Below are 15,310 nucleotides of genomic sequence, written 5' to 3' on the forward strand. Positions count from 1 at the left end.
GACCGACTGCAGTTTGATCGCCGCAGGTGCGGACCGCCCTGTTGGACGATCGCATCGACACGATACTGTTGTGCGAGCTGTACGGGTGGTTCAGCCGCCGAGGAAGTCCTGTCGCACCTGCGGATCGTTCAACAGGGTCAGCCCCTCGTCCTCGTAGCGGTTCTTGCCGTCGACAAAGACGTAGCCGCGATCACAGCGCCGAAGCGCCTTCTTTGCGTTCTGTTCGACCATCATGATCGCAGTTCCGTCGGCGTTGATCTCGTCGATCCGATCGAACATCTCGTCGACCAGATCAGGGGCAAGCCCCGCCGAGGGCTCGTCGAGTAACAATAGCTTTGGATCCAACATCAGCGCACGACCCATTGCGAGCATCTGCTGTTGGCCGCCAGAAAGCGTTCCCGCCTTCTGGTGTTTTCGTTCTTCGAGGATCGGGAATCGATCGAACACGTCACGAAGCCGGTCCTCTGGCACCTCATCGAGGATGTACGCACCCATTTCGAGATTTTCGATAACCGACAGCGAGGGGAACACGTTGTCGTTTTGGGGCACGTATCCGAGTCCAAGGTGGATGATATCCTCCGGTTTGGTTCCGGTGATGTCCGCCCCATCAAAGACGACTGATCCACCCATCAGGTCTGTGATCGCGAACACGGATTTCATCACCGTCGACTTGCCGGCCCCGTTTGGGCCGACGATCGTCACGTACTCGCCATCGTTGACGTCGAGATCAACGTCAGTGAGGATCTGTAGATCGCCGTAGCCGGCGTCCAGGTCCCGGATCGACAGCAGGCTGTCTTCGTAGAGCGTGATCTCCGTCGCAGCCGATGTCGGCTCAGCAGCATCCGTCTCACTGTTCTCAGCGTGGTCATCCGCCGTATTCGCGTCTACATCCGCCTGCGTCTCCTCGTCTGCGCCTCGATCGGACGCGGCGGCGTCTGCGTCGCTCATACCTCACCTCCGAGGTACGCCTCGATAACCTGCTCGTTGTTCCGAACTTGATCGGGTGTTCCCTCCGTGAGGATGTTACCTTGGTGCATGACGATGACTTTACTGCAGTTTTGCATAATGAGGTCCATGTCGTGTTCGACGATGAGGAACGTGTATCCCTGATCACGCAGGTCGTGGATGTGCTCGAGGAGGCGCTCTTCGAGCGTCGGGTTGACGCCGGCGAACGGCTCGTCGAGCAGCAACATATCCGGATCGGTCAAAAGTGCCCGCGCGAGTTCGAGCAGCTTTCGTTGTCCCCCCGAGAGATTGCCGGCGTACTCCTCGGCGAGGTGATCGATGTCGAAGAAATCCAACGTCTCCCAGGCCCGCTCGACAAGTTCGTATTCCTGTTGATTCACGTCTTCGCGGGCCAGCACCGATCGCCACAGCTTTTCGCCGCGTTGGTTTTTCGGTGCGACCAACATGTTTTCGAGAACGGTCATCTCAGAGAGCTCGCGAGCGATCTGAAACGTTCTAACGAGGCCGCGGTTTGCGACCTCGTACGGTTCCAATCCGGTGATGTCCGTTCCGTTGAATTCGACGACCCCCGAATCGGGAGTGTGAACCCCGGTAATGCAGTTGAACGTCGTCGATTTGCCGGCCCCATTTGGTCCAATGAGGCCTGTCATTGTCCCACGCTCGACCTCGAAGCCAGCATCGTCGACCGCAGTGATGCCGCCGAAGGTCTTACGGAGATTTCTGACCCAGAGCGGGATTTCGTTGACATCAGCGGTTCCTCGGTTTGTTTCCAGTTCCTCGTCGGTGCCCGTGTGGGCGGGTTCAGATCGAGACTCAGCCTCACTCATCGGTCTCACCTCCATCGCTCGCGAGTGATTTATTGCTGGCAGGACGATCGAGCGGCACGCTCGAAGCAATCTCTTTTCTGTGACCCAACAACCCGTCGGGCCGGCGGTGCATCAACACAATGAGCACAACGCCCATGAGCACGAGCTGAAGTTGTCGCATATTGTCGACGGTGTACAGGAAGAACGGGACGATGTCCGCGCTGAGGATGGGTGCGACCGCCTGCGCAAAGCTCGAGGGCGCACTCGGCTCGCCGAGTACGGTTTCGATGACGTTTTTCGCGTAGCGTGGTCCTTGGAACAGGAAGGCAGCAAAGATCGCTCCGCCCATGACGCTGCCGGTGTTTGAGCCTGCGCCACCGATGATCAGCGCAATCCAGATGTAGAACGTGATTCGAGGCCGGAACGTATTGGGCGTGACAGACCCTTGCGTTCCGAACCAAAGGATGCCAATGAGCCCCATGAGCGCACAGCCGACCACGAACGACTTGATTTTAAACTGGTTGGTATTCTTACCCAGCGCGTTCGTCACGTCTTCGTCTTCTCGAATCGCCTTGAGGACGCGACCGAACGGTGAGTTCCCCGTGCGCCGAAGCAGGACATAAAATCCACCAAGGATCAACAGCAGTACGGCCGCGTACGCGAAGGTATCAATCACCGATTTCGGGTTTCCTGGAGTGAACACCGAGATGCCGTTGACGATAATTCCGATGTATATCTCCGTCCAGAGGAAGCCGTCTTGACCGGTCACCAGATCGAACGGAAGACTCAGTGCTCGGATGAGTGCCTCAAGCGGATCAGTGAAATCGAGGATGAGGCCATTTCCGCCGCCGAGACCGAGGGTGTAGCCACCAACGGTACCCTCACTGAGGGTATTCGAAAGCAGCGCGAACCGAACAATTTCTGACAGTGCGATCGTGACGATCGCAAGGTAGTCCGCCCGCAGCCGCAATGCCGGAAGCGCGGCGAGAAAGCCGAGCAGCCCTGCCGCGAGCACGCCGCCGACGATGCCGACAGAGAGCGGCAACCCCAATCCACCGACTTGGGCTGCGCTCGTTCCAGTACCATATACCGGCTTCGAGAGGATCGCCGTCACGTACACGCCGGTTGCCATGAACCCCACAATACCGATGTTGAAAAGCCCAGTGTATCCCCACTGGAGGTTGAGCGCGAGTGCGGACATCGCAAACAGCGCGATCCAAAACGTTAGTTGGCCGAGCTGATTGACAAGCCCTCGGACGGGAAATCCAATGACGAAACCCGCGATCATATAAAGCGCGTACGTTGTTAATAAAAGCGCCAACAGCATCGTCCCGTCATTCGGAAACGTGATGCCGAAAAGCGACACTGCCTCCTCGTCGTCGCGCTGTGCGTACTCGCCGTCTGGTTCGGTGTCTGTCATGCTGTCGACCTCCCTGCGAAGATTCCCTGTGGACGAACAATCAAAAAGAGAATCATCACGAAGAACGCGGCTGCACGGGCGAACCCGGAAGGAATCCAGATCACTGCCGTCGATGCGACGATGCCGATGACGAGTCCACCGACAATCGCCCCGTAGACCGATCCGATTCCCCCGAGAATGACCGCCGCGAAGATGAGCAACAACAACAGCCAGCCGTCGTTCCAGCTCAGTGTCCCCTTCCAGAGCACAAACATAAAGCCAGACACGCCGGTCAGTCCACCGCCAATAATCCACGTCGCCCGGATGACTCGCTCTGTCGGAATGCCAGTAATCCGTGAGAGCGACTGATCGTCGGACATGGCCCGCATCGCCTTGCCGAGTTTGGTCCGCTGCAACAGCAGGTGGACGCCGAGCATCAAGCCGCCGGCAACAACAATGAGCGCCAGATCGTGCATTGTGAACACGACGGATCCATCGATGATTGTCGGTCTGATGTCTGGAACTGCCCCAGCAGCGGTCGTTCCACGCGTTCCGGGATCGAACACAAACCGGAGCATGTATCTGATTGCGAAGGCAGCCCCGATACTCGTGATGAGGAGTGGAATACCGCCCGACCCACGGATTGGTTTGAACACGAATCGATCCATAAGCAGGGCAAGTGCGATCGTAAATCCGCAGGCAACGATCAGTCCGGCGACTACTGCAAGCGGCGTTGAGACGACGTTAATTCCAAGCGCTCCACCAAAGACCGAGCCGCCTGCACCGACCAAAAGTAGCGATCCGATACTCGACTCTGCGCCGAACCGGCCAGCGATGAGATACGTCGTCGCCCAGCCGGCGAACGCCCCAGCGGTAATGTAATCCCCATGTGCGAAGTTCGCGAAATTCAGGATGCTATACGTCATCGAGAGCCCGATACCAGCCAGCCCGATCACTAACCCTCGCATGAGTCCATCCCATACCAGAGAAAGTATTCGCGCAAACGTAATATCGCCCGTCGCGAGCTGTCGGACGACGTCAATAATCAACACTACTCCAACGACAATCAGGAAGGCAGCCATCGGATTTTTTGTGACCAGCCGCCGCCCGTTCTGTGCTATGTTTGCTGTCTCCATGCGTACCTCTTACACAGTTCGATAATGATGTGATTATATAAAACTTCTCAGAACGCTTTCGTCGTCGCTTGCATATCAATTACAGGTCGCCGAACCGTGTTGATACAAATTTTGATACAAAACAGTAGACATATGTCCATATCGAATCCCAGAGATTCGAGACTACGAGTTATGTGTTTATCACACGTCGGCACAGTTTGGACACCGCATCTGCCCATTGATTTGCGTCAGCTCGGCGCTCAACGAGCCACAGAGTTCACAGATACTGTGTTGTGGTTCTGTGTCTCCTTCGGTTTCGTAGCTGGGATCGCTCATGCGATCGACTCGGCCATCGCTTACGGCGGTATCTGGATCGCCCACGGCTAACAGGAGGTCCCGTTCAGTGACGACACCAATCGGCCCCTCCCCGTTGACGACAAGTACCGAGGCCACATCGTCTGTCACCAACTGCTTGCGGACTGCTGAGAGTCCGGCGTCATCTGGGACCGTTGGGACCGTTGCATCCATGATCTCGTTGACGGGCCGATCGGCCGATCCGCTCTCGAGCGTTGCGTCGAGTAGTTCGTGAATTGAGACCTGCCCGATCGGTTCGTGTCCCCGCATGACGACAATGCAGTTCGCTGTCTCTTCGACAGCCAGCGAGGCTGCATCCGCGAGCGTATCCGATTCGCTCACGCCAACGAATTCGTGGCGCATCACATCACGTGCTGTGCTATCTGTGTGCATGGTAGTATCTACGAGCCAACGCGCTAAAAACTATGTGCGGAATCATTATATTTTCTGCCGTCGTACATCCATGACGTATGGCGTTTTCTTCCGGTACTCGCAGCGTCCGATCGCTTCGTGACTCTTGAGTGGAAGGTGCCTCTCTGTGTTGTGTTTTGAATCAAGAACGTACTTCACGGCTTCTTGATGTGATAATCTGTAGCTGTACTTCACGGCTTCTTGACGTGATAATCTGTAGCTGTACTTCTCGGTGCGAAAATCAAAAACTGTACCTGCCGTCTCCCAATTTGACTGCAGTTACTCTAATTCGATGGAGCGCTGTGGCGGTCGCCATCGAATCCTTCCCGATTTTTTGGCGAAAAAAGCGCAAATCCGAACCCACTTATCCTGTGATATCCATCCACACGCAATGACAGTACAAGTTGGCATTCTTGGCGCGACAGGCGCGGTCGGACAGCGGTTCATTCAACTGCTTGACGATCACCCAATCTTCGAGATTGCTGCGTTGACTGCGAGCGAACAGAGTGCAGGCAAGACGTACCGCGAAGCGGCCAAATGGCGGGTCAACACGCCGATTCCCGAAGAGATCGCCACAATAGAGGTCGGTCGAACAGATCCCGCGGACGTTTCTGACGACGTTGATCTGCTCTTTTCCTCGCTGCCTTCCAGCGTCGCTGCGGAGGTCGAACCGGCGTTTCTCGAGGAGGGATACGTGATGTCGTCAAACTCCTCGAACGATCGAATGGCCGATGACGTCCCGCTGACGATCCCCGAAATCAACCCTGACCACCTCGGGCTGATTGAGGTCCAGCGAGACAATCGCGGCTGGGATGGCGCGCTCGTGAAGAACCCCAACTGCTCGACGATCACGATGGTGCCGACGCTGGCGGCGCTCGACGAGTTCGGGCTCGATCGCGTCGACGTAACAACCCTGCAGGCCGTCTCAGGGGCGGGCTACTCGGGTGTCACGTCGATGGAGATCATCGACAACGCGATTCCACACATCGGTGGCGAGGAGTCAAAAATGGAAACTGAATCCAGAAAGCTGCTGGGCTCGTTCGACGGCGCAGAACTGTCGATGCACGACGCGTCGGTCAACGCCTCGTGCAACCGGATCCCGACGCTTGATGGCCATCTCGAGAGCGTGTTCGTTGATCTTGCCGACGAACCTTCGCCAGCAGAGGCGCGGCAGGCACTCGCGGCGTACCCCGGAATCGACCTGCCGAGTGCGCCCGACCAACTCATCCACGTGTTCGGCGACGACGAACCCGATCGCCCGCAGCCACGGCTCGATCGCGACCGTGCGGAGGGAATGCAAATAAGTGTTGGCGGCGTCACTCCCACGCCACAGGGGCTGAAGTATAACTGTCTTGCACACAACACGATCCGCGGTGCTGCCGGGGCGAGCGTCCTGAACGGTGAGTTACTCGTCGAGGAAGGCTGGATCTGAGCGCAGCGCCTCGAATCGGTTCTTAGAGGAAGACGTGGATTCCGACGACGAATGCGATCGAGATACAGATCACGAACAGGATAACCACAGCCATCGCTGAGAGGTTCCCGCGATCGCTCGCGGCGACACCGAACCGCAATCTCTCATTCATGTTCTGATATTCTCGTGGGCCGCAGCGGTTGGTCGCTGTTCGACGTCACTGTATTAATAGCGTGCGCGCTAAGTATCAGTAATGATATTCAGACAACTGATCTGCACGGCCGCTTACAGCGCTGATTCGAGCACCGAGATCGGATGCGGCGGCATCGACTCGCCGTCGCGGTCGCCGAGTTGCGATCGACAGGAACCACCAGGTGCGATCACGCGGTCGGCCTCGCTCTCGTCGATCTTCTCGAAGAGGATTGAGCCGATCGCTTGAGAAAGCTCGTAGTGTTCGGACTCGTACCCGAACGAGCCGGCCATGCCACAACAGCCCGAATCCAACGGTGTGATCTCGAATCCAAGCCGATCGAGGACAGCTGGCGTATGGTGATCTTTTGCGATCGCCTTCTGGTTACAGTGGCCGTGGTACGCCAGCCGATCGGCCGGCGATGTGACCGAGAGCCGCTCGTCGATCCGGTGGACATCGAGGAACTCCATGACCCCGTAGGCGTTCGCACCGACAGTTTGGACAGCGTCCCCAGCAAGGAGATCGCCGTACTCGTCCTGAAACATCACGGCGTCGGCCGGTTCGACGAACAGTACGGACCAGCCCTCCGCTACCTTCGGTTTCAGCGCCTCGACGTTCTGTTCTGCACACTTGTGGGCGTCGTCGAGAAATCCGAGTGAGTACGCCGCCCGGCCGCTCGGCGCGAGATCGGCTGGGATGTCGACGTGGACACCGGCGGCTTCGAGGACGCGAACTGCCGCGCAGCCGGTCTCCGGATAGCTGTAGTTCGTGTACGTATCGGGGAACAACAGGACCTTGTGGTCGGCGTCTTCGAGTGGGACCGCTGCGCCGCCGCGTTCGTCGAACCAGTCGACGAGCGTCGTCCGGGTAAACGTCGGGAGTTCTCGATTAGGGGCGATGCCAACCACCCGGTCCATGAGCCACCGCGCGCCAGGCACTCGTGGTGCGACGTTCGAAAGCGGCGCGACCGCGCTTGCGAGTTGGGCGTACCGATCGATGTGCCCGAAGAGGCGATCGCGCAGCGATGAGCCCGACCGCTCATGGGTTGCGTGTTTGATTTCGGCTTTGAGCTTCGCCATGTCAACACCCGTCGGGCAGGCGCGCTTGCAGCCCTTACAGCCGACGCACATGTCGAGGACCGTCTCCTGGAAGCGATCGCTGTACAGCTCTGCCTCGGGGAGATCACCGCTGATTGCCGCTCTGAGGAGATTCGCTCGCCCCCGGGTCGACTGTTGTTCGTCCGCTGTCGCCCGGTAGGTTGGACACATCGTCCCCGAGTCGGTCTGCCGGCAGGTTCCACAGCCGTTACACAGCTCCACAAGGTGCGAAAAGCCACCTTCCTCCGAAAAGTCTTGGACCGTCTCTCGCTCTGTGGTTTCGTAGTCTGCGCCGTACCGGAGGTGATCCCGCATGTCTGTGGGATGTTCGTCGGTGTAGACGACCTTCCCGGGGTTCATCCGCCAGTCAGGATCGAACGTGGTCTTCAGTTCCTGAAAGGCCGACCAGAGCGCCGGCCCGTACATTTTCGGGTTGAATTCTGTCCGTGCGAGTCCGTCGCCGTGTTCGCCCGAGAACGCCCCGTGGTGCTCGACGACGAGGTCTGTTACATCGTCGGCGATCGAGTGCATCGTCTCGATGCCCTCAGTCTCCTTCAACGAGAGGATCGGCCGAATGTGGAGCGTTCCGCTGCCGGCGTGGGCGAAGTACGCCGCCGACGTGCCGTGTTTGTCGAGGACATCTCGAAATGCGTCGACGTACTCGGCCAGTTCCTCGGGCGGGACCGAGGCGTCCTCGATGAACGGATACGGCTTCGCGTCGCCTTCGAGGCTCATCAAAAGCGGGATCGCCGCCTTTCGAAGCTTCCACAGTTCGGCCTGCGCGTCAGGGTCGTAGGCCTCCCTGACGGCGAAGGCGTCCCCGTCGTCAACGAAGTCAGCAGTGAGATCGGCGATCGCGTCCTCGAAGTCGCCGCGATCGGCACTCGCGATCACCTCGTCGTCAAACTCGATGAGCAGCGACGCGGCGGTTCCCTCGGGAATCTGTTCGACGTACTCGTGGTACTCCGCGGAGCCTTCGGCGAGGCGGAATACTTCGTCGTCCATCAGTTCGACGCCGCTCACGGGGTGTGTGAGCGCGACAGGAACTGCGGCCATCGCCTCGATCAGATCGCCAAAACAGTACAGCGCGAGCGCTGTCTGCTCTGGCTTCGTCACGAGTGACAGCTCCGCTTCAACGACGACGCCAAGCGTTCCCTCAGCGCCGACAAACAGCTTTGAGAGGTTGATTACCTCCTCACCCGCGTCGTTCTCGTAGATTACCTTGTGGAGGTTGTATCCCGAGACCGATCGCTTCAGGGTCGGATACCGCGTATCGATCTCGGCTGCGTTGTCCTCGACGAGTCGGCGAACCGTCCGGTACAGTGCCGCTTCACGGTCGTCACCGGCGACGAGGCGATCCCACTCCTCGCTGTCGAGAACGACTTCGCCGGTCTCGATTACCGAGCCATCCGCGAGCACGACCGTGAGTGATTCTGTGTAGGCGTCGGTGATCCCGTAGCGTACGGAGTGTGCCCCTGTCGAATTGTTGCCGATTCCGCCGCCGACGGTCGCCCGTGCCGAGGACGCCGGATCGGGCGCGAACTTCAGCCCGTAGGGTGCGAGGGCGTCGTCGAGGTCATCCTGTACGACGCCCGGTTCGACGACCGCACGCTTGGCGTCCGGGTCGATCTCGAGGATCGAATCCATGTGTCGCGAAAGATCGAGCACGAGACACCCCGGACCGACTGTCTGGCCCGCGAGCGATGTCCCCGCTCCGCGAGCGAGGACCGGCAATCCGCGTGCTGCGGCGACCTCCATCGCGACCCGCACGTCCTCGACATCAGTGGGAAATACGACGCCGGCGGGCTCCGCACGATAGATGCTCCCGTCGGTCGCGTACAGCACCCGCGCGTACTCGTCAAACCTGATTTCTCCACGGAGGCGATCGGCCAATGCCTCGGCTGCTTCGGCCCACTCGTCGGTCTCCAGCGGGCGAATGTGCTCGGAGTCCGTAATATCATATGTGGCCGCATCCTCAACTGCCATATCTTAAATACTGTAATTAATCATTATAAATTTGCGTATCGCTGGAGCTATGAATTCGGCGCACCCACGAGGCGGCATGCGACTGGCACGGATCGACACCCCGGACGGAATCAAGCAGGGACCGATCGATGACGGCGCTGTCGAGAGCGACGGTGAGCGGTACGAGATCGGCACTGATGGGATGTTGGCCGCGCCGTGTACTCCGACTTCGATCTACTGTGTCGGACGGAACTACACGGCAACGCTCGACCAGATGGCGTACGATCGTCCTGACGAGCCGGACTTCTTTATCAAGCCGCCGGGATCGATCGCCGCCCACCGCGAGAAGATCTCATACCCCTCGTTTACCGAAGAGCTGACCTACGCCGGCGAACTCGCTGCCGTAATCGGTGAACGCTGCCATCGTCTTGCGTATGAGGAGGCCGAGTCGGTCATCCGCGGATACACGATCATGAACGACCTTGACGCGCTGGATCAGCAGGGCCGAACAGCCCGCAAGGCGTTCGTCGGCTCAGGCCCTCTTGGTCCGTGGATCGAAACCGACCTCGACCCAACAGCGATCGACATGCACACCGAAATCAACGGCGACAGAAGACAGGAGTCGAACACTGAGTTGATGTTGTTTGACCCCTTCGAGATCGTCTCGTACCTCTCAGCGCGATTTGTCTTCGAGCCCGGCGATGTGATCGCCTTCGGGAGCCCGGCGAACCCGGGGACCGTCGAGCCGGGCGATACGATCGAGATTACTTACGACGGCGTCGGGACGTTATCGAACACGATCGCCGAACCAGCCGACTCTGCGGCTTCGTGGAAAAAATAACGCGACTACGCTACGCGGTTTTCGAGATCTTCACCCGAGTCAAGCGCCGTGACGTTCGCCGCGAGGATGTCGCTCAGCCGTTCGTAGTAGTACGGCGTGTGGCCCGCGTTGTGTGGGGTGATCTGGACGTTGTCGAAGTCCCAAAGCGGGTGTCCCGGCGGAAGCGGTTCGGGATCAGTGACGTCCAACACAGCGCCCCCGAGGCGGTTCGATCGGATCGCAGAAACGAGCGCATCGGTGTCGACGACCGGACCGCGGGCGATGTTGACGAGCGTCGCGTGCGAGGGAATTGTCAACAGCGCGTCGCTGTCGATCAGTCCCTCGGTCTCGTCGGTGAGCGGGCAGGCGAGGACGAGATGATCGGTCCGCGCGAGTGCTTCGTGGAGCCGATCGAAACCCATCACTTCGTCAGTTGGTCCACCCTTTTCGGGAGAGTAGCGGACGCCGATCGTTTTGACGCCGAAGGGTTCGAGCCGCTCGGTGATCGCGTGGCCGATGGCACCGAGGCCAACGATAGTTACCGTCGATCCCTGTAGCTCTCGCGTCTGGAACGACCGCCACTGGTGGTCCTCGGCCTGCCGAATCGCTCGAGGGAAATCACGCGCCTGCATGACGAGCGCGCCCACAACGTACTCGGCGATATTCGGTCCGTGGACTCCTGAGGCGTTCGTCACGGCAACGTCGTTCGCTTCGAGTGTTGAGATTGGGAGGTGACCGGTCCCAGCGTAGATGCACGCGAACAGATCGAGATTCTCAGCCCGCTTGAGGTCGTCTGTGTCCAGATTAAAGCCCGTGGCGATCCGCGCGGATTCGAGGAACTCGCGCTCTTCGCTCGGCGTTCGGGCGATTACGACCTCACGATCGGGCAGGCGCTCACGGATCGCGGCGGCGTATTCGCCCATCGCGAGGCCGTGGATCTTCTGGCGAAGCACGACGATGTCTGGATCCTGCATGCCCGTACGCAGATACTGAAATCCAAAGAAACCACCCTTCCCGGAAAAGCCCGAGCCGGATTTCGACACTGATCAAACGCCGATAGCCGACGACGGTCCGGAGCGTTTAATAGCTAAACGCGGCCCGTTGAGGGTATGGAACGGACAGACGTGGCAATCGTCGGTGGCGGCCCCGCCGGTTCCTCCGCGGCGCATGCGGCCGCCAGCGCCGGCGCGGATGCGATCGTCCTCGAAAAAGGGGTCCCGCGTGCCGATCGCGAGGGACTCGGCCCCGATTCGACGGACGCGGCCGGCATCTTGGACTACTGGGTCGACATCATGGATATTGATCCCGCAGAGTTTGACGACGGGATCATCCACCAGACGCTCGATCGCGCGGAGTTCATCGGACCCACTGAGTCGGTGACGCTGCGATCGACCGGGATCGACTCTTCGTACGATCACTTCGGGTACACCTTCTTCCGGGCGAAGTTTGACGACTGGATGCGCGACAGAGCCGAGGACGCGGGCGCGGAGTACCGGGTCAAGGCGTCAGTCAGAGACGTCGAGACCGATCTTGACGCCACGGGTGCGGACCCGCGACACCTGGTGGAGGTCGCAAACGGCGATCACATCGGCGCGGACTACCTGATCCTCGCAGACGGCCCACAGCGGACCGTGACAAACCGCGTGCTCGATCGATACCTCCCGGACGGCTCGAAGGCCTCCGAGCGACTCGCCTCACGTACCGTGAACCACATCGCGTATCAGGAGTACCGCGAGTTTCCCGAGGAGGTCTTCAAAGAAGTCCAACACGCGATCAAGTTCTGGTGGGGCGTCATGCCCGGCCACACCGCGTATCCGTGGGTCTTCCCGAACGACGAGCCGATCTGTCGTGTTGGGTTGACGATGCCGATCGGCCTCGACATCGACGATATCGAAAATCGGGATGACTACGAACTGTTGCGCCCCGATGACGACCGAATCCCCAAAGGCAGTGAGTACATTCACCGTCTGCTCGAATGGGAGTACGGCGACGAGTACGACATCGAGTCGGACTTTCCGATCGTCGAGACCCGCGGCAAGCGAAACGGCACCGAGACGTATCCGATCTCCTCGACCAAGCCGATCGACTCACCGGTCGACGCTGGGATCGCCGTCGCCGGCGGTGCGATGGGAACGACGTCGGCGTTCCACGAAGGTGGCGATCACGTGGCCATCCGGACCGGCGCGATTGCCGGCGAACTCACAGCGAAGGGCGATCTTTCGGGATACAACGATGCCTGGAAGGACGCGATCGGCGACGAAATTCTGCGGAACGTCACCTTTGCCGAACTCGCTCGTGGCTACGGGCCGGCCGACTGGGACCGGACGTTCAAAACGACGGCAGATATGCTCGGCGATGGGGGGCTTCGATCGTTCAACAAGAAGTTCACCGCGAGCGTCGGTGGGATGAAGATCCTCTATCGGTACAAAAAACAGAAGCGATCGTTCCGCAAGAAGGGCTACACCCAGCTTACCGAAGACGAATACGTCTACTGAACCTCCGAACCGACGATCGAACCACAACACTCAGCGGAACTGCATCCCGCCGTTGAGATTGACAATTTCTCCCTGTATATACTCGGTTTCGAGGAGATACTCGATTGTCTCCGCGACCGTCTCTGGCTGGCAAGCGTACGCTGGAAGGTGTGTATCGATGTTCTCGTGTCCTCTGAACTCAACTGCCTCCAGATATTCGAGAATCTCGTCATTCATGGCTGTCTCGACAGGACCGGGCGCAACCGCGTTGACCTGCAGGCCCTCCTCGCCGTACTCGCGGGCAAGCGCCCGAGTCAGGCCGTGAAGGCCGGCTTTGCTCGCGGCGTAACTCGCGTCGACGGTCCCAGCAGTGCCGCCGATCGAGGAGACGAACACCACGTTCCCGCCCGGAAGGAGGTGGTCGATCGCCGCGCGGGTGACGTAGAACGCACCGGTGAGGTTCGTCTCGATCACGCGGTGCCACTGCTCGTCGGTCGTCTCGCTTGTCCGTGCGGGATCGACGATGCCGGCGTTGTTCACGACCGCATCGAGGCCGCCAATCGCCTCGACAGTCGTTTCGACCATGGCGTCCGCTGCGGCAGAATCGGTGAGATCTCCCTGGACGGCCACCGCGTTCGAACCCGCGCGCTGAGCCTTCCTAACGACCTCCTCCGCGGCTGCAGCGGATTCGTTGTATCCCACCGCAATGTCATGGTTTCCAGCCAACTGTCTCGCCGTTGCCCGGCCGATCCCGCTGCTCGCACCGGTTATGAGTACTCGCATGATATTAGTAACTAATATATCCAACTAATCACTTCTGGTTTTGCGCTGCTGGCGATCGACAGCGCATCAGCTCGACGACGAGGGGTGACAGGCGAAGCTACGCCAGGAACTAGACAGTCGCTGCTTTCTTTCGGGTAATGTACCCGGCGACGCGGTTTCGGACGCCTTTCGACTCGATCGTCGTGAGCTGGCCGACGTTCTGTTTGTTCGTTTCGAAATCGGTATTGAACGCCTGCGGATAGCGCTCGAGGAGCGCCAACGCGAGCTGTTTGATGTATTTCGGCTTGATTGCCATACCGTCAGGTACCCTTGTCGAGCACTAAAACGATTCGTTCTGTGGTTTCTCTTCGGTGTCCAGCGAAGCCGGCCTCACCCGTTCAAAGCGACAATCCGCGGATTGACACGCCTGCCCCAGTTTCGACCCGGCCGATCGTCCGACCGTCGGTCTGTGCAGCGAGCGATTCAGCAGCGTCCGCATCGGCGATCGCGGCGACAAAACCCGTTCCCATGTTGAACGTTCGGTGCATCTCCTCGTCGGAGACGTTGCCGCGCTCCTGGATGAACTCGAACACGGGTTGGGCGTCGAATGGATCGTCGATCGCATAGTGGTGCTCGCCAAGCCGTTCGAGGTTCGTCCACCCACCACCGGTAATGTGAGCGGCCCCTCGGACGCCAGCCTCGCGCATTGGATCGAGCAGGTCGGTGTAGATCCGTGTCGGCTCCAACAGCGCCTCGCCGATCGTTTCGTAGCCTTCGAAGAGACACGGATCCGTGTAGGAGCCGTCATCCATTGTCGCCGCTTTGCGTGCGAGCGTGAGACCGTTCGAGTGAATCCCTGAAGACGGCCACCCGACGAGCGTGTCGCCCGGCTTGGCCTCGCCGTCGAACAGCGCGTCCTTCCTGGCCAATCCGGCGCAGGCCCCAGCGAGATCGAGGCCTCGGACGACCTCCGGCATTACTGCGGTCTCGCCCCCAACGAGTTCGATACTCGCGGCCGCTGCGCCAGCGGCGAGGCCTTCGCCGATCTGTTCGGCAAATCGTTCGTCGGGTGTGTCGATCGCCAGATAGTCGACGAACGCAACCGGCCGGACGCCCGCCGCGACGAGATCGTTGACGTTCATCGCGATACAATCGATGCCGACCGTCGAGTAGTCCTCGAGTGCCTCGGCGACGAGCAGCTTCGTGCCGACGCCGTCGGTCGCGAGCGCGAGATAGCGATCGCCGATGTCGAACAGCCCGGCGTAATCGCCCGTCCCCTCGCCGGCTGCACCGACAAGCGCCGCAGTCGCCGCCTCGCTGGCGTCGATATCCACGCCTGCGTCGGCGTACGTTAACTCCTCGTCGGCTGTGTCGCGCTCTCCAGCGCCGTTTGCGTTATCCGGCGTCTCGCTCATGGCTCAGTTGGGTTCGCGATCGGACAAAACCCTACTGATTGTCGCAGCGGATATATCCATCAATGTGGGTATTTGTTACCTCACAGTCGAATTAAATCTCACAATCGTGTATTTGCCGCTCCAGA

Annotated in this window: 14 protein-coding genes; 3 read left to right on the plus strand and 11 right to left on the minus strand. The window is 59.7% G+C overall.

Translation table 11 applies throughout. The features are described 5' to 3' along the window. Nucleotides 1-90: 90 nt before the first annotated feature. The 5 genes from E5K03_RS08040 to E5K03_RS08060 all read right to left on the minus strand — a co-directional run bounded on the left by E5K03_RS08040 (nucleotide 91) and on the right by E5K03_RS08060 (nucleotide 5,033). Nucleotides 91-948, minus strand: a complete 858-nt coding sequence (locus E5K03_RS08040) for an ABC transporter ATP-binding protein (protein ID WP_137196046.1) — start codon at nucleotides 946-948, stop codon at nucleotides 91-93. Beyond that, entirely contained in the window at nucleotides 945-1,793 is an 849-nt protein-coding gene (locus tag E5K03_RS08045; protein WP_138006253.1) for an ABC transporter ATP-binding protein, read from the minus strand. The genes E5K03_RS08040 and E5K03_RS08045 overlap by 4 nt, the downstream gene beginning before the upstream one ends. After that, nucleotides 1,786-3,099 carry a branched-chain amino acid ABC transporter permease gene (locus tag E5K03_RS08050; protein ID WP_138006368.1) on the minus strand — a complete coding sequence of 438 codons (1,314 nt, stop codon included), beginning with the start codon at nucleotides 3,097-3,099 and terminating at the stop codon, nucleotides 1,786-1,788. Before E5K03_RS08050 ends, E5K03_RS08045 begins: the two co-directional genes overlap by 8 nt. 89 nt (nucleotides 3,100-3,188) lie before the next feature. Further along, the gene (locus E5K03_RS08055; RefSeq protein ID WP_138006256.1) at nucleotides 3,189-4,307 is read right to left on the minus strand and encodes a branched-chain amino acid ABC transporter permease; all 1,119 of its coding nucleotides are present in this window, start codon (nucleotides 4,305-4,307) and stop codon (nucleotides 3,189-3,191) included. A gap of 180 nt (nucleotides 4,308-4,487) precedes the next feature. Then, complete coding sequence (locus tag E5K03_RS08060) at nucleotides 4,488-5,033, minus strand: CBS domain-containing protein (protein ID WP_138006259.1); 546 nt, start codon at nucleotides 5,031-5,033, stop codon at nucleotides 4,488-4,490. 409 nt (nucleotides 5,034-5,442) lie between these two features. Between E5K03_RS08060 and asd the strand changes: the two genes are divergently transcribed. Further along, nucleotides 5,443-6,483 (plus strand): aspartate-semialdehyde dehydrogenase, encoded by a 1,041-nt coding sequence (asd, locus tag E5K03_RS08065; protein WP_138006262.1) that lies wholly within the window; start codon nucleotides 5,443-5,445, stop codon nucleotides 6,481-6,483. Nucleotides 6,484-6,505: 22 nt separating this feature from the next. Here asd and E5K03_RS17690 read toward each other — a convergent pair whose 3' ends face one another. Beyond that, nucleotides 6,506-6,634, minus strand: coding sequence for a hypothetical protein (locus E5K03_RS17690; protein ID WP_265338719.1), 129 nt, complete (start codon nucleotides 6,632-6,634; stop codon nucleotides 6,506-6,508). 113 nt (nucleotides 6,635-6,747) lie between these two features. Further along, the gene (locus E5K03_RS08070) at nucleotides 6,748-9,735 is read right to left on the minus strand and encodes an FAD-binding and (Fe-S)-binding domain-containing protein (RefSeq protein ID WP_138006265.1); all 2,988 of its coding nucleotides are present in this window, start codon (nucleotides 9,733-9,735) and stop codon (nucleotides 6,748-6,750) included. Nucleotides 9,736-9,811: 76 nt separating this feature from the next. Between E5K03_RS08070 and E5K03_RS08075 the strand changes: the two genes are divergently transcribed. Beyond that, nucleotides 9,812-10,555, plus strand: a complete 744-nt coding sequence (locus tag E5K03_RS08075; protein ID WP_138006370.1) for a fumarylacetoacetate hydrolase family protein — start codon at nucleotides 9,812-9,814, stop codon at nucleotides 10,553-10,555. 5 nt (nucleotides 10,556-10,560) lie between these two features. Here the strand turns inward: E5K03_RS08075 and E5K03_RS08080 are convergent, their stop codons facing one another. Next, a complete protein-coding gene (locus E5K03_RS08080; RefSeq protein ID WP_138006269.1) occupies nucleotides 10,561-11,508 on the minus strand; it encodes a D-2-hydroxyacid dehydrogenase in 948 nt (315 codons plus the stop codon). 135 nt (nucleotides 11,509-11,643) lie between these two features. Here E5K03_RS08080 and E5K03_RS08085 point away from each other — a divergent pair, with 135 nt between their 5' ends. After that, on the plus strand, nucleotides 11,644-13,029 hold the full coding sequence (locus tag E5K03_RS08085; protein WP_138006272.1) for an NAD(P)/FAD-dependent oxidoreductase: 1,386 nt from the start codon (nucleotides 11,644-11,646) through the stop codon (nucleotides 13,027-13,029). Nucleotides 13,030-13,059: 30 nt separating this feature from the next. On the opposite strand, the gene E5K03_RS08090 is transcribed toward E5K03_RS08085, so the two are convergent. The 3 genes from E5K03_RS08090 to purM form a co-directional block, all read right to left on the minus strand. After that, nucleotides 13,060-13,791, minus strand: coding sequence for an SDR family NAD(P)-dependent oxidoreductase (locus E5K03_RS08090; protein ID WP_138006275.1), 732 nt, complete (start codon nucleotides 13,789-13,791; stop codon nucleotides 13,060-13,062). Nucleotides 13,792-13,900: 109 nt separating this feature from the next. Beyond that, the gene (locus E5K03_RS08095; protein ID WP_138006278.1) at nucleotides 13,901-14,086 is read right to left on the minus strand and encodes a 30S ribosomal protein S17e; all 186 of its coding nucleotides are present in this window, start codon (nucleotides 14,084-14,086) and stop codon (nucleotides 13,901-13,903) included. An 82-nt stretch (nucleotides 14,087-14,168) separates the two neighbouring features. After that, nucleotides 14,169-15,185 (minus strand): phosphoribosylformylglycinamidine cyclo-ligase, encoded by a 1,017-nt coding sequence (purM, locus tag E5K03_RS08100; protein WP_138006281.1) that lies wholly within the window; start codon nucleotides 15,183-15,185, stop codon nucleotides 14,169-14,171. Nucleotides 15,186-15,310 lie beyond the last annotated feature (125 nt).

The sequence above is a fragment of the Halalkalirubrum salinum genome (assembly GCF_005543295.1).
Taxonomy (GTDB): domain Archaea; phylum Halobacteriota; class Halobacteria; order Halobacteriales; family Haloferacaceae; genus Halalkalirubrum; species Halalkalirubrum salinum.